The organism is Roseateles sp. AC306 (assembly GCF_979253795.1).
On sequence record NZ_CEEDEB010000007.1, the window covers coordinates 78,353 to 92,174 of the forward strand.

Genomic DNA, 13,822 nt, shown 5'->3' on the forward strand with positions numbered 1-13,822 from the left:
TTGGGCACCGATGCTTGCACGTCCAGTGGCGGCGCGTCAGTGCGGAATGCACGCCTCCAGCCTCGCTAAAGTGTTGCGATGAGCGCTCTCCTCCATCCCCGCGCCGCTTTGTTCGGCCATGAAGCCGCCCGCCCGGCCTTGCCCGTCGTCGACCATTACTGCGGCGTCGAGGCCCGCATGCGCAAGAGCCTGGCCCTGCAGGCCGAGCTCGGCCCCGTCTTCGACATCACGCTGGACGCCGAGGACGGCGCCCCGGTCGGCGGCGAGGCCGAACACGCGCTGCTGATCGCGGAACTGGCCTCCAGCGCGGCCAACCGCTTCGGCCGCGTCGGCGCGCGCGTCCACCCTTTCGGCCATGCGGCCTTCGAGGCCGATGTCGACACGCTCATCGCACGGGCCGGCGGGCGGCTGGCCTATCTGATGATTCCCAAGCCCGACAGTGCCGTCGACGTGGAGCGCGCCGCCGCCGCCATCGACTTGGCCTGCGAGCGCCACGCCAAGCCGAAGCTGCCGCTGCAGGTACTCATCGAGACCCACGGCGCGCTGCGCGAGGTCTTCCGCATCGCCGCCCACCCGCGGATCGAATCTCTGTCCTTCGGCCTCATGGACTTCGTCTCCGCACACGGCGGCGCCATTCCCAAGACGGCAATGGAGCTGCCGGGGCAGTTCGAGCATCCGCTGGTCGTGCGGGCCAAGCTGGAGATCGCCGCCGCCGCACACGCCTTCGGCAAGACGCCTTCGCACTGCGTCGTCACCGAGTTCCGCGATACCGAGCGCCTGTCCGCCGCCGCGCGCCGCGCCGCGCGCGAGTTTGGCTACACGCGCATGTGGAGCATCCACCCTGACCAGATCCGGCCCATCGTCGAAGCCTTCGCGCCCGCCGCCGACGAGATCGCGGAAGCCGCCGAGCTGCTGCTGGCTGCGCAGGCTGCGCACTGGGCGCCGACCTCCTTCCGCGACCGGCTCCACGACCGCGCCAGCTACCGCTATTTCTGGACCGTACTGGAGCGCGCCGAACGCACCGGGCGCGCCTTGCCCACCGAGGCGCAGCAGGCGTTCTTCCCAGTAGCCATCGGGTAAATCACGGTGCCGTGTGCGATTTTTCGCGCCGGACAATGCCTACATCTGCTCACCCCGGCGAGGCCTTTTGGAGGCCATGATTCGCCGCCTCATTTCATTCTTTTCTCACCCCACCTCCGATGCAGTTTCCCCCGCTCCGCCGCAGCGCCGCTGCCCTGATCCTCTGCGCCGCCTTCCCCGTTCTGGCGCAGACGCCGCCCACCAAGGCAGCCACCAAGCCCGTTGCAGCGAAGCCCGCAGCCAAGCCGGTTGCCAAGGCCGCGCCGGCCAAGAAGACGCCGCCTCCGCCGCCGGAGCCGGTGCTGACGGATGCCGATGAAGCCCAGCTCGCCGCCGCCGAGCGCGCCTACCTCGGCGACTACGCCTGCGAGTTCAAGGAGACCGTGCACATCGACAAGCACCCCAAGGTGGCCGGCTACATCAACGTTGCCTGGAAGAAGCAGTTCATCACGATGAAGCCCGTGCTGTCGTCCACCGGCGCGCTGCGCCTAGAGGACGTGACCGGCCGCACCCTGATGATCCAGATCGCCAACAAGTCCATGCTGCTCGACACCAAGATCGGCCAGCGCCTGCTGGACGACTGCGTTCACCCCGAGCAGACCAAGCTGATGGAAGCCGCGAAGGCCGCCAGGATCAACGATCCCGAGGCTGAAGCCGCAGCTGCGGCGCGCAGCAGCCTGGGCATCACGCCCACGGCCGGCAAATGAGCCCTCGGCTTGAAACATCCAGGCACAGGTATGTAGAATGCATACATACTTTCTGATGCATACCTGAGTCGCTGCGGCCCGCGGCGCTCAGCCGCTGGAGGCCGCCATGGAAGCCACCGTTGCCGAACGCGGGCAGATCACCCTGCCCAAAGCCGTCCGAGATGCCCTCGGCCTGACCAAGGGCACCACGCTCAAGGTCGAGCTGGACGGCGGGCGCATCATCCTGCGCAAGAACGTCGATGACGCGCTGGCCAAGCTGCGCGGCCGCTTCAAGCTGGCCGAGGGCTTCACCAGCACCGACGAGGCGATGCGCGCCCTGCGTGGCCGCGCGCCCGGCGACCCCTACCCCGCGCCGAGCGACGAGGAATGATCGCTGTCGATGCCTCGGTGCTCGTCGACGTGCTGACGGGCGACGCCCGCTACGGCGACGCCTCCGCCGAGGCCCTGGCCCTGGCGCTGGGTCAAGGCGAAGTCGTCATCTGCGACGCCGTGGCCGCCGAGGTCCAAACCTTGCTAGACACCCGCGAGACCGTCATGGACTCGCTGAAGGAGTTCGGCCTGCGTTTCGACCCCGTCCTGGAAGCTGCCGCCGTACGCGCCGGCCACATGCAGCGCCGCTACCGTGACCGGGGTGGCGCGCGCCAGCGAGTCGTCGCAGACTTCCTCATCGGCGCCCACGCGCTGCTGCAATGCCAGGCCCTCATCACCCGTGATGACGGCTTCTTTCGCGACTATTTCAAAGGCTTGAGGCTGATCGTGCCCAAAGCTCAACACTGACCTGCACCACGGAGAACCCCCCATGCTTGCCACCTACCGCCAACACGCTTCCGAGCGCGCCGCACTCGGCATCCCGCCCCTTGCCCTGGAAGCCAAGCAGGTCGCCGAGCTGATCGAGCTGATCAAGGCCCCGCCTGCGGGTGAAGACGCCTTCCTGCTGGACCTGCTGACCCACCGCGTGCCCCCGGGCGTGGACGACGCCGCGAAGGTGAAGGCCAGCTTCCTGGCCGCCGTCGCGCATGGAGACATCAGCGTGGCCCTCATCTCCAAGGCCAAGGCGACCGAGCTGCTGGGCACCATGGTGGGCGGCTACAACGTGCATCCGCTGATCGAGCTGCTGGACGACGCCGAAGTCGCCGGTGTCGCCGCCGAAGGCCTGAAGAAGACGCTGCTGATGTTCGACTTCTTCAACGACGTGGCCGCCAAAGCCAAGGCCGGCAACACCTACGCCAAGGACGTGATGCAGAGCTGGGCCAACGCAGAGTGGTTCACATCGCGCCCCGAGGTCGACACCAAGATCACCGTCACCGTTTTCAAGGTGCCCGGCGAGACCAACACCGACGACCTGTCGCCCGCACCCGACGCCTGGAGCCGCCCGGACATCCCGCTGCACTACCTGGCGATGCTCAAGAACACCCGTTCTGATGCGGCCTTCACGCCCGAGGAGGACGGCAAGCGCGGCCCCATGCAATTCATCGAGGACCTGAAGAAGAAGGGCAATCTCGTCGCCTACGTCGGTGACGTCGTCGGCACCGGCTCCTCGCGCAAGTCCGCCACCAACTCCGTCATCTGGGCCACCGGCCAGGACATCCCCTTCGTGCCGAACAAGCGCTTCGGCGGTGTCACGCTGGGCGGCAAGATTGCGCCGATCTTCTTCAACACGCAGGAAGACTCGGGCTCGCTGCCGATCGAGGTGGACGTGTCCAAGCTGGAGATGGGTGACGTCATCGACGTGCTGCCCTATGAAGGCAAGCTGGTGAAGAACGGCGAGACCGTCGCCACTTTCAAGCTCAAGAGCGACGTGCTTTTCGACGAAGTGCGTGCCGGCGGCCGCATCAACCTCATCATCGGCCGCTCGCTGACCGCCAAGGCGCGCGAGTTTCTCGGCCTGGCCGCCAGCACGCTGTTCCGCCTGCCGTCGCCGCCGACGGCAACCAAGGCGGGCTTCACGCTGGCCCAGAAGATGGTCGGCCGCGCCGTCGGCCTGCCGGAAGGCCAGGGCGTGCGCCCGGGCACCTATTGCGAACCCAAGATGACGACCGTCGGCTCGCAGGACACGACCGGCCCGATGACCCGCGACGAGCTGAAGGATCTGGCCTGCCTGGGCTTCTCGGCCGATCTGGTCATGCAGTCCTTCTGCCACACGGCGGCCTATCCGAAGCCGGTCGACGTGAAGACCCACCGTGAGCTGCCCGCCTTCATCAGCAACCGTGGCGGCGTATCGCTGCGCCCGGGTGACGGTGTCATCCACAGCTGGCTCAACCGCCTGCTGCTGCCCGACACCGTCGGCACCGGCGGCGACTCGCACACCCGCTTCCCCATCGGCATCTCCTTCCCGGCCGGTTCCGGCCTCGTCGCCTTCGGTGCCGCCACCGGCGTCATGCCGCTGGACATGCCCGAGTCGGTGCTGGTTCGCTTCAAGGGCGAGATGCAGCCGGGCGTGACACTGCGCGACCTGGTGCACGCCATCCCGCTGTACGGCATCAAGGCCGGTCTGCTGACGGTGGCCAAGGCCGGCAAGAAGAACGCCTTCTCGGGCCGCATCCTCGAAATCGAAGGCCTGCCTGACCTGAAGGTCGAGCAAGCCTTCGAGCTGTCGGACGCCTCCGCCGAGCGCTCGGCCGCCGGCTGCACGATCAAGCTGAACCCGGCGCCGATCAAGGAATACCTCACCAGCAACGTCGTGCTGATGAAGAACATGATCGCCGACGGTTATGCCGACGCGAAAACGCTGCAACGTCGCATCGAGAAGGTCGAAGCCTGGCTGGCCAACCCCGAGCTGCTGGAGGCCGACAAGGACGCGGAGTACGCCCACGTCATCGAGATCGACCTGGCTGACATCAAGGAACCCATCCTCTGCTGCCCCAACGATCCGGACGACGCCAAGTTCCTGTCCGAAGTCGCCGGCACCAAGATCGACGAGGCCTTCATCGGCTCTTGCATGACCAACATCGGCCACTTCCGTGCCGCGGCCAAGCTGCTGGGCGGCCAGCGCGACATCCCGGTCAAGCTTTGGGTGGCCCCGCCCACGAAGATGGACCAGAGCGAGCTCATCAAGGAAGGCCACTACGCCGCCTTCGGCACGGCCGGTGCCCGCACCGAAATGCCGGGCTGCAGCCTGTGCATGGGTAATCAGGCGCAAGTGCGTGAAGGCGCGACCGTCGTGTCCACGTCGACCCGCAACTTCCCCAACCGCCTGGGCAAGAACACCAACGTGTTCCTGGCCTCGGCCGAATTGGCCGCCATCGCTTCCAAGCTGGGCCACATCCCGACAGTGCAGGAGTACCACGAAGCCATGGGCGTCGTGAACAAGGACGGCGCGGCCATCTACAAGTACCTGAACTTCGACCAGATCGAGGAGTATGCGGACACGGCCAAGGCCGTGGCCGCCTGAGCCGAGCCGGCCCAAGCCGCAAGCCCGCCGCCCGGCGGGCTTTTTTCTGAGCACTCGGCGCGGTGATACTGATGACATCACCTGCCGCCAACCCAACGCTCTCGCATGGAAATCATCGCCGCCGTCCTGTTCGCTCTGGCGCTGGTGCACACCTTCGCCACCAAGTTCTTCGAGCACCTGGCTCACCGTCATCCACGCCATGCCGGCCTGTTCCATCTGCTCGGCGAGGTCGAGGTGGTGTTCGGCTTCTGGGCCGTCGTGCTGGTCGCCGTGATGGCCGTCGTGCAGGGCGGAGACCGGGCCGTCGACTACGCTGAGACCCGCCAGTACGTTGAGCCGCTGTTCGTCTTCGTCATCATGGTTGTGGCCGGCTCAAGGCCGGTGCTGGAGGCAATCAAGGCGCTGGTGGCGGCCGTGGCCAGACTGATGCCCATGCGGGGCGTCACGGCGCAGACCTGGCTGTGCATCGCCATCGTGCCACTGATCGGCTCGCTGATCACCGAGCCCGCCGCGATGACGCTGGCGGCGCTGATGCTGGCGCCGCGCGTCTTCCGCGCCGGCATCCCCGAGCGTCTGAAGTACGGCGCTCTCGGCGTGCTCTTCGTCAACATCTCCATCGGCGGCACGCTGACCTCCTTCGCCGCTCCGCCGGTGCTGATGGTGGCGACGACCTGGCAGTGGAGCAGCGCCTTCATGGCCGCCACCTTCGGCTGGAAGGCGGCCATCGCGGTGCTCATCAATGCCACGGCCATCACTTTGCTGCTGCGCAAGCATCTGCGCGACGAGGCGCCGGGGGCGGCTGGCGACTCGCCGCCGCCCGTGCCTGGGCTGGTCATGGCCATTCACCTGGCCTTCCTGGTCGGCGTGGTGGTGTTTGCGCACCACCCGGTCATCTTCCTCGGGCTGTTCCTGCTCTTTCTCGGCTTTGCCCAGGCCTACGAAAAGCACCAGACCCCGCTGATCCTCAAGGAGGCGCTGCTGGTGGGCTTCTTCCTGGCCGGCCTGGTGGTGCTGGGCGGCATGCAGCAGTGGTGGCTGCAACCCATCGTGTCCAGCCTGCAGCCGACGGCGCTGTTCTTCGGCGCGCTGGGCCTGACCGCGATCACCGACAACGCGGCGCTGACCTATCTGGGTTCGCTGATCGAGGGCATTTCGGACCCAGCCAAATACATGCTGGTCGCCGGTGCAGTAGCGGGCGGCGGCCTGACCGTCATCGCCAACGCGCCCAACCCGGCGGGCGTGGCCCTCCTCAAGCAGGGTTTCGAGGATGAGTCCATCGGCGCGGTCGGCCTGCTGCTCGGCGCCCTGCTGCCGACGGCCGTGGCGGCGGCCTTGTTCCTGCTGTAGCCAGGGCCCCGCAACTGCGCTGGTACTGAGGCGCAGCGCAAAAGAAAACGGACGCCGAGGCGTCCGTTTCTTTCGATTCTCATCGAGATTTTTTGGGGTGGCTGATGGGGCTCGAACCCACGACAACAGGAATCACAATCCTGGACTCTACCAACTGAGCTACAACCACCGCAGAGCCACGCAGTATAGCGCAAAAATCAGGGTGCGCTGGCGGCCGACGCCGGGGCGGCGACCTTGATGACGGCCTTGTACTGGGACTTCAGCACAGCCAGATAAGCCTGGCCTTCGGCGCGGGCCCAGGCGCTGGCGTATTGCTGAGCGGCGCGCTTGTCGTCGATGACGGCGGCGTCACGCGGCTGCAGCTGATTGATGCGCACGACGACATAGCTGCCGTCTTCGGCAGTGACGCCGATGGCCGCCGGCAGCTTGGCCGCGTCGGCGCCGAGCACGGCTTCGAGCTGGGTGCGCGTGAGGTTCATCGGCTTGGCGCGCGAGACAGTGACGGCGGCATCCAGGCCAGCGGTGTCGGCGGCGTTGGCCTTCAGCGCGGCGAGACGGGCCTCGCCGGCCTTTTTCGCATCGGCAGCGGCGAGCTTGTTGACGAGCAGGCCGCGCACCTTGTCCTTCACGTCGGCCAGCGGCGGCACGCGGGTCGGGTTGTGCTGAGTGACCCGGGCTGAGACGAGCTGGCTGGGGCCGGTCTCGACAGCCTCTGTGTTGCGCTTGTTGCGCAGCGCATCGGCGCCGAAGACGGCATCCAGCAGCTTGGGCGAGGCCAGCGGCCCGAGGGCACCCGGCTGAGGCTGGCGAGCGACCGTGGCGGTCTGGATGGTCAGCTTGAGCTTGTCGGCAGCGGCTTGCAGGCTGTCGGATTGTTCGTAGACGAGATTGCCGAACTGCTCGGCGGCCTCGGAGTACCGGCGCTGGGCAAGCTGCTTGCGCACCTCGGACTCGACCTCGGCGCGCACGGCGTCGAACGGCTTCTTCTCGCCGCCACGAGTGCCGGTCATCTGGATGATGTGAAAACCGAAGTCGGTCTCGACGAGGTTGCTGATCTCGCCCGGCTTCATCGCGTAGACGGCCGCATCGAACTCCTTGACCATGGCGCCGCGGCCAAAGAAATCGAGGTCACCGCCATTGACCGCCGAGCCCTCGTCCTGCGAGTTCTTCTTGGCGACTTCGGCGAAGGACGCCGGGTTCTTGCGCACCTCGGCAAGCAATTCCTCCGCCTTGGCCTTGGCCTTGGCGCGCTCGTCGGCGGGCTCACTGCGCTCTGCCTTGATGAGGATGTGGCTGGCGCGGCGCTCTTCGGGCACGCCGTAGCGCGAGGCGTTCTCTTCGTAGTACTTGCGCAGGTCTTCTTCGGTGAAGCTGACGTCCTTCTTCAGCGCCTCCAGGTCGAGCACGACGTACTGGATCTGCGCCGATTCGGGCAACTGGAAGCCGGCGGCATTCGCCGGGTCCTTGTAGAAAGCCTCGAGTTCGGCGTCGCTCGGGTTGAGCTTGGCGGCGAAATCCTTGATGTCGAAGCGCTGCATCTGCACTTCACGCTGCTGCAGCAGCGAGTCGAAGGCAAGCTTGGCGTTGGCGTTGCCGGCAACCGTGGAGGTCTCGACGGGCGCGGTGACCTGGCGCAGCGCATAGTCCTGGCGCAGGCGTTCAAGGAAGCCGGACGGCGTCATGCCCTGGGCAGCGAGGATGGCCTTGTTGACCGTGCCATCAGGGTTGCGCAGGAAGGCGAACTGCGGGTCGTTCCAGAAGCGCGCGTTGACGGCGTCGGCGCTGGGCGTGAAGTGCTGGTGGTTGGCGGCCGCCTGCAGCGTGCGCTCGTTGACGAGGCCGTCGAGGGCCTGGCGCTTGATCTCAGGCGAGTCCAGCAGCTTGGCGTCGACGCTGGGGTTCTGGCGGCGGATGCGGTCGGCCTGCTCGCGCAGCGCCGCGTCCCAATCGGCCTGGGTGATCTTGCGGCCATCAACGCTGGCCACGCCGGCGTTGGGGCCATCCATCATGCTGGTGTAGCCCTGCATGCCGACGAAGGCGAAGGACGGCAGGATGAGGATCAGCAGGATGAACTGGAACAGGCGCGTATGAGCGCGGACGAATTCAAACATCTCGAAAGCCTTGAGGGGGTCTTACGCGGCCTAAATCGGCCTTAGGCGGCCAATCGGGCGCGCATCAAACGCGGGTCAGAACGCAACGAAGGCGAACCGAGGTTCGCCTTCGAGGGGAGTCGCATTCTATGGTGGGCGCTGACGGGCTCGAACCGCCGACAATCTCCGTGTAAGGGAGGTGCTCTACCAACTGAGCTAAGCGCCCGGAGAAACCGGGAATTTCGGTTCGGCGAAGTATCAGTTCACGGCGTCCTTGAGCGCTTTGCCGGGTTTGAACTTGGGCACCTTGGCCGATTTGATCTTGATGGTATCGCCAGTGCGCGGGTTGCGGCCGGCTCGCGCAGCGCGCTTGGTGATGCTGAAGGTGCCGAAGCCTACCAGCGAGACGGTGCCGTTCTTCTTCAGCGTCGTCTTGACGCCGCCGATGACGGCCTCGAGCGCACGGCCAGCGGCGGCCTTGGAAATGTCGGCCTGCTTGGCGATGTGCTCGATCAATTCGGACTTGTTCACTCGTGCCCCCAGATTGGACGATTCAGCGGTTGGGCCCGGCATCATGGCCGAGATGCAGAGCTGATATGCGAATGCTTGCCCGCGTACTGCCGGGAGCCAGGAGAGGCCGCCGAATCGACGGCCCGGGCTCGCGCGGGGAAGCGGATTCTAGACGCGCGCCAGACGCCCCAAGGGGCAGGAAAAGTCCCGATACAACTCGTTTGGGGGGTGTCTGGTCAGCGTGCTTCAACGCGCTTTAGCGCGGATTTCCGGCACGGCCTTGCGCATGTAATAGACCATCGACCAGATGGTCAGCACCACGGCCGCATAGATGAGCCACGTCCCCCATACATGGGTGGGGATGACGCCGAAAAGGCGGCCGTCGTAAAGCAGAAAAGGGATGGCAACCATCTGTGCCGTGGTCTTGAGCTTGCCGACCATGTGCACGGCCACGCTGCGCGCCGCACCGATCTGCGCCATCCATTCGCGCAGCGCCGAGATGGTGATCTCGCGCCCGATGATGACCAGGGCGACGAATGCATCCACGCGCTGCAGCTTGAGCAGCACCAGCAACGCGGAGCAGACCATCAGCTTGTCAGCCACCGGATCGAGGAAGGCGCCGAACGACGAGGTCTGGTTGAGCTTGCGGGCCAGATAGCCGTCCAGCCAGTCAGTCAGTGCGACGACGACGAACATCACCGTCGCGAGCAGGTTCTGGTGGGCAGGCGTCAGGTCCAGGTAGAACACCCCGACGATCAGCGGGATGGCCACGATGCGGGCCCAGGTCAGCAGAGTCGGGACGGTCAGGAACATGGCTTTGATTGTGCCCAAGCCTGGGGCACCGCCACCGCCTGCTTGTGGTGGCGAACCCTCAGTCCAGGCTGCGTGGCTTGAAACGCCGGTCCTCGTCGAAGAGGAAGGTCTCCGTGAAGCGCCAGGGCTCGGGCATGCGGCGCACATCACCGAAGGGGGCGGCGCGGTGCACGGCGTCGATGGCCATCTGCAGGGTTTCAGGGCCGAACCTGGGCGGGCGGACGACGTTGATCTTGCGCACGCTGCCGTCGGCCTTCACTTCCACGTCCAGCACGATGACCGTCAGCAGATGTGAGGGCGCGGGCGTCATGTAGCTGCGCTCCGGATTGGCCATGACCAAGCGCTCGGCGGCCTGGCGGCGCAGGTCCACATGGGTGCGCACTGCCTTGGGCGCCGGCATGCCCTGGGGCTTGGGCATGGCGGCCGAGGGCTGCGGTGCGGACGGGGCCACGGGCGCCAGGGTCTGTGCGGCAACGGGTGCAGGAATCGGTGGCGGCGGTGGCGCGGGCGCCGGCGCGCGAGGCGCGGCGCCGCAGGCGGCCAGCAGCGGCACGATCAGCCACGGAGAGACGCTCCTGGCACGGTCAGCGATGGACATGGTTCTCCTCCGGATCTGTTCTCGTCGCACGCTTGCGCTCAGCGCAACGCGCGTGGACATCTTCTGCGAGTTCGTGCGTTGTGCAATCAGTGCAGTGCCCGGTAGATCTCTTCGGCAAGCTCGCGTGCTCTGCACTTCAGTGCAGCACGCGGTAGATTTCTTCGGCGAGCTCGCGTGCTCTGCACTTCAGTGCAGCACGCGGTAGATTTCTTCGGCGAGCTCGCGTGAAACGCCTTTCACGCTGCAGAGCTCGTCGACGCTGGCGCCCGCCACGCCGCGCACGCCGCCGAAGCGCTGCAGCAGCTGCGAGCGCTTCTTGGGGCCCACGCCAGGCACATCTTCCAGCCGCGAGCCGCCGGTGCGCGTGGCCGCGCGCTTGGCGCGCATGCCGGTGATGGCAAAGCGGTGCGCCTCGTCGCGGATCTGGGCGATCAGCATCAGCGCGGCGGAGTCGCGGCCCAGGTAGACCTTCTCACGGCCGTCGGCGAACACCAGTTCCTCCAGCCCGACCTTGCGGCCCTCGCCCTTTTCGACGCCGGCGATGAGGCTCAAGTCCAGCCCCAGCTCCTCGAAAACCTCGCGGGCCATGCTGACCTGGCCTCGGCCGCCGTCCACCAGCACGAGGTCGGGCAGGCGCCCGGTGCCGAGTTGCGCGGCTTCGGCCATCTTGGCGTAGCGACGCGTCAGCACCTGGCGCATGGCGGCATAGTCATCGCCGCCGGTGATGCCCTCGATGTTGTAGCGCCGGTACTGGCTGCTCTGCATCTGGTGGCCCTCGAAGACGACGCAACTCGCCATCGTCGCCTCGCCGGCCGTGTGGCTGATGTCGAAGCATTCGACGCGGAACTTGTCGATCTCCGCGACGGACAGGTCCAGCGCATCGACCAACGCCCGCGTGCGCGCCTGCTGCGAGCCCTCCTCGGCCAGCAACCGGGCCAGCGCCAGCTCGGCACCCTTGACGCACATCTCCAGCCAGATGCGCCGCTGGCCGCGCGGTTGCGCCTGCACGGTGACCCGGCTGCCGGCCTGCGTACTCAGCGCGTCGGCAAGGCCGGCGTCAACCGCCTCACTGAGGACGATGAGGCCGGGCAATGGCGACGCCAGGTAGTGCTGGGCGATGAAGGCTTCCAGCACCAGTCGCTCGGGCGACAGCTGTTCTTCGTCGTCCAGCTGGATGGCCGTCGCGTCCTCGACATGCTTGGGGAAGAAGGCCCGGTCGCCCAGATGCCGCCCGCCGCGCACCATGGCCAGGTTCACGCAGGCCTTGCCGCCCTGCACCTTGACCGCGAGCACGTCCACGTCACGCTCACCGCCGGTGGCGCTGCTTTCCTCGATGACCTGCTGCTGCAGCACCTTGGACAGCGCCTGGATCTGGTTGCGCACTTCGGCCGCCAGTTCGTATTCGAAGCGCTCGGCATAGGCGCCCATCTGCACCTGCAGCGAGGCCATCACCTCGTCGGTCTCGCCGCGCAGAAATCGTTCGGCGCTCCGCACGTCACGGGCGTACTCGGCTGTCTGGCCGGCCGGCACGCAGGGGCCGGAGCAGCGCTTGATCTGGTGCAGCAGGCAGGGCCGGCTGCGGTTGTTGAAGACACTGTCCTCGCAGGTGCGCAGCTTGAAGACCTTCTGCATCAGCTGGATGGATTCCTTCACCGCCCAGGCGCTCGGGAAGGGCCCGAAGTACTGATGCCGCTTGTCCACCGCGCCGCGGTAGTAGGCCATGCGCGGCCAGGCGTGCGAGGTGATCTTCAGGTAGGGGTAGCTCTTGTCGTCTCGGAACAGGATGTTGAAGCGCGGGTTCAGCGTCTTGATCAGGTTGTTCTCAAGCAGCAGCGCCTCGGCCTCGGTGCGCACCACCGTCGTTTCCATGCGGGCGATGCGCGACACCATCACGCCGATGCGCGTGCCGCCGTGGTTCTTCTGGAAATAGCTGGAGACGCGCTTCTTCAGCTCCCTCGCCTTGCCGACGTAGAGCACCTCGCCCTTGGCGTCGAAGTAGCGGTAGACGCCCGGCATGGCCGGCAGCGCGTTGACCTCGGCCAACAGCTTCTCGCGCGTCTCGTGCGCGGCGGCCTCCATGTCGGCCGCGCGTTGTTTCTCAGCGGCTTCGATGGCGGCGCGCTCTGCCGAGGCTTGCTCGCCGAGGTCGGCGTCTGAAGGGGTCGTGCTGGACATTCCGGGATTTTGGCCTGGGACAATCGCCCCATGATCTGGGACCTCTTTTGCCGCGTCATCGACAACCACGGCGACCTCGGCGTCTGCTGGCGGCTGGCCCGTGATCTGGCGGCGCGCGGTGAAAGCGCAAGGCTGTGGATCGACGATGCAACGGCGCTGGCGTGGATGGCGCCGGAGCGGCCAAGCGGCGTAGAGGTCCGCCCCTGGCCGGGCGGCGATATCGACGTTCTGCCGGGCGACGTCGTCATCGAAGCCTTTGGCTGCGACCTGCCGCCGGCCTTCATCACCCGCATGGCGGCCCGACAGCCGGCGCCGCGCTGGATCAACCTGGAATACCTCAGCGCCGAGGACTACGTCGAGCGCAGCCACGGCCTGGCCTCGCCGCAGTTCAGCGGCCCGGGCGCGGGGTTGACGAAGCACTTCTTCTACCCCGGCTTCACGTCCCGCACCGGCGGGCTGCTGCGCGAGCCCGGCGTGCTCGATCGCATCGCAGCCTTCGACGGCCCGGCCTGGCTGGCCGAGCAAGGCTGGTCCCCCGAGCCAGGTGAGCGGGTCGTCAGCCTGTTCGCCTACGCCAACCCGGCACTGGCGCCGCTGCTGGACGCTCTCGCTGATCAGCCGACGCTGCTGCTGGCCTGCCCCGGGCCGTTGCAAGCTCAGGTCACCAATCGGCCCGGCCTGCGCACGGTCGCCCTGCCCTATCTGGCCCAGGACGACTACGACCGGCTGCTCTGGGCCTGTGACCTGAATTTCGTCCGCGGCGAGGACTCGTTCGTGCGCGCGCAGTGGGCCGGCAAGCCCTTCGTCTGGCAGATCTACCCGCAGGACGACAAGGCCCACCACGCCAAGCTCGAGGCCTTCATGACGCGCGCGGAACTGCCCGAGGTGTGGCGTGCCGTCTGGCGCGGCTGGAACGGCCTCGGCGGCTTGCCGGCGCGTCTGATGGGCCTTGCCGATGCCGGCGCGCACGCACGCGCATGGCGTGCGCAGTTGGCGGCCCAGGCCGACCTGCTTAGCCAGCTTCTCTGGTTTTTAGGGGCTTCCCGCTAGAATGTCGGGCTTTGCCGCGCCAAGCCGAGACGGAATCTGGTGCGCTGCAACGGTTCATCGG

Annotated in this window: 12 protein-coding genes and 2 tRNA genes; 7 read left to right on the forward strand and 7 right to left on the reverse strand. The window is 66.9% G+C overall.

The features are described 5' to 3' along the window. Positions 1–78: 78 nt before the first annotated feature. The 6 genes from AC0IZJ_RS15445 (at position 79) to AC0IZJ_RS15470 (ending at position 6,525) form a co-directional block, all read left to right on the forward strand. Entirely contained in the window at positions 79–1,080 is a 1,002-nt protein-coding gene (locus AC0IZJ_RS15445) for an HpcH/HpaI aldolase/citrate lyase family protein (protein ID WP_471851335.1), read from the forward strand. A 119-nt stretch (positions 1,081–1,199) separates the two neighbouring features. After that, on the forward strand, positions 1,200–1,787 hold the full coding sequence (locus tag AC0IZJ_RS15450) for a hypothetical protein (RefSeq protein ID WP_471851337.1): 588 nt from the start codon (positions 1,200–1,202) through the stop codon (positions 1,785–1,787). Between the two features lie 106 nt (positions 1,788–1,893). Then, complete coding sequence (locus AC0IZJ_RS15455; protein ID WP_471851340.1) at positions 1,894–2,157, forward strand: AbrB/MazE/SpoVT family DNA-binding domain-containing protein; 264 nt, start codon at positions 1,894–1,896, stop codon at positions 2,155–2,157. Further along, entirely contained in the window at positions 2,154–2,564 is a 411-nt protein-coding gene (locus tag AC0IZJ_RS15460; protein ID WP_471851343.1) for a type II toxin-antitoxin system VapC family toxin, read from the forward strand. The genes AC0IZJ_RS15455 and AC0IZJ_RS15460 overlap by 4 nt, the downstream gene beginning before the upstream one ends. 22 nt (positions 2,565–2,586) lie before the next feature. After that, the gene (gene acnB, locus AC0IZJ_RS15465; protein WP_471851346.1) at positions 2,587–5,178 is read left to right on the forward strand and encodes a bifunctional aconitate hydratase 2/2-methylisocitrate dehydratase; all 2,592 of its coding nucleotides are present in this window, start codon (positions 2,587–2,589) and stop codon (positions 5,176–5,178) included. Positions 5,179–5,283: 105 nt separating this feature from the next. Beyond that, complete coding sequence (locus tag AC0IZJ_RS15470; protein WP_471851348.1) at positions 5,284–6,525, forward strand: putative Na+/H+ antiporter; 1,242 nt, start codon at positions 5,284–5,286, stop codon at positions 6,523–6,525. A gap of 93 nt (positions 6,526–6,618) precedes the next feature. Here AC0IZJ_RS15470 and AC0IZJ_RS15475 read toward each other — a convergent pair. From AC0IZJ_RS15475 to uvrC, 7 genes are all read right to left on the reverse strand, one after another. Further along, positions 6,619–6,694 (reverse strand) — tRNA-His (locus AC0IZJ_RS15475). Between the two features lie 28 nt (positions 6,695–6,722). Further along, on the reverse strand, positions 6,723–8,636 hold the full coding sequence (locus AC0IZJ_RS15480; protein WP_471851351.1) for a SurA N-terminal domain-containing protein: 1,914 nt from the start codon (positions 8,634–8,636) through the stop codon (positions 6,723–6,725). 129 nt (positions 8,637–8,765) lie between these two features. After that, a tRNA-Val gene (locus AC0IZJ_RS15485) sits at positions 8,766–8,841 on the reverse strand. Between the two features lie 32 nt (positions 8,842–8,873). Continuing rightward, complete coding sequence (locus AC0IZJ_RS15490) at positions 8,874–9,146, reverse strand: HU family DNA-binding protein (RefSeq protein ID WP_056201680.1); 273 nt, start codon at positions 9,144–9,146, stop codon at positions 8,874–8,876. 225 nt (positions 9,147–9,371) lie between these two features. Further along, on the reverse strand, positions 9,372–9,938 hold the full coding sequence (gene pgsA / locus AC0IZJ_RS15495; protein WP_471851354.1) for a CDP-diacylglycerol--glycerol-3-phosphate 3-phosphatidyltransferase: 567 nt from the start codon (positions 9,936–9,938) through the stop codon (positions 9,372–9,374). Positions 9,939–9,996: 58 nt separating this feature from the next. Next, positions 9,997–10,536 (reverse strand): hypothetical protein, encoded by a 540-nt coding sequence (locus tag AC0IZJ_RS15500; protein WP_471851357.1) that lies wholly within the window; start codon positions 10,534–10,536, stop codon positions 9,997–9,999. A gap of 186 nt (positions 10,537–10,722) precedes the next feature. Then, a complete protein-coding gene (gene uvrC / locus AC0IZJ_RS15505) occupies positions 10,723–12,615 on the reverse strand; it encodes an excinuclease ABC subunit UvrC (RefSeq protein ID WP_471851793.1) in 1,893 nt (630 codons plus the stop codon). A 126-nt stretch (positions 12,616–12,741) separates the two neighbouring features. Here uvrC and earP point away from each other — a divergent pair, with 126 nt between their 5' ends. After that, positions 12,742–13,761, forward strand: a complete 1,020-nt coding sequence (earP, locus tag AC0IZJ_RS15510; RefSeq protein WP_471851360.1) for an elongation factor P maturation arginine rhamnosyltransferase EarP — start codon at positions 12,742–12,744, stop codon at positions 13,759–13,761. Positions 13,762–13,822: the final 61 nt, after the last annotated feature.

Excerpts from the sequence above, each read along its gene's own strand:
- AC0IZJ_RS15460 (WP_471851343.1), top strand. The coding sequence starts at position 2,154 with ATGATCGCTGTCGATGCCTCGGTGCTCGTCGACGTGCTGACGGGCGAC.
- AC0IZJ_RS15500 (WP_471851357.1), bottom strand. The coding sequence starts at position 10,536 with ATGTCCATCGCTGACCGTGCCAGGAGCGTCTCTCCGTGGCTGATCGTG.
- AC0IZJ_RS15470 (WP_471851348.1), top strand. The coding sequence starts at position 5,284 with ATGGAAATCATCGCCGCCGTCCTGTTCGCTCTGGCGCTGGTGCACACC.
- AC0IZJ_RS15450 (WP_471851337.1), top strand. The coding sequence starts at position 1,200 with ATGCAGTTTCCCCCGCTCCGCCGCAGCGCCGCTGCCCTGATCCTCTGC.
- earP (WP_471851360.1), top strand. The coding sequence starts at position 12,742 with ATGATCTGGGACCTCTTTTGCCGCGTCATCGACAACCACGGCGACCTC.
- pgsA (WP_471851354.1), bottom strand. The coding sequence starts at position 9,938 with ATGTTCCTGACCGTCCCGACTCTGCTGACCTGGGCCCGCATCGTGGCC.
- AC0IZJ_RS15445 (WP_471851335.1), top strand. The coding sequence starts at position 79 with ATGAGCGCTCTCCTCCATCCCCGCGCCGCTTTGTTCGGCCATGAAGCC.
- AC0IZJ_RS15480 (WP_471851351.1), bottom strand. The coding sequence starts at position 8,636 with ATGTTTGAATTCGTCCGCGCTCATACGCGCCTGTTCCAGTTCATCCTG.
- uvrC (WP_471851793.1), bottom strand. The coding sequence starts at position 12,615 with ATGGAGGCCGCCGCGCACGAGACGCGCGAGAAGCTGTTGGCCGAGGTC.
- AC0IZJ_RS15455 (WP_471851340.1), top strand. The coding sequence starts at position 1,894 with ATGGAAGCCACCGTTGCCGAACGCGGGCAGATCACCCTGCCCAAAGCC.
- acnB (WP_471851346.1), top strand. The coding sequence starts at position 2,587 with ATGCTTGCCACCTACCGCCAACACGCTTCCGAGCGCGCCGCACTCGGC.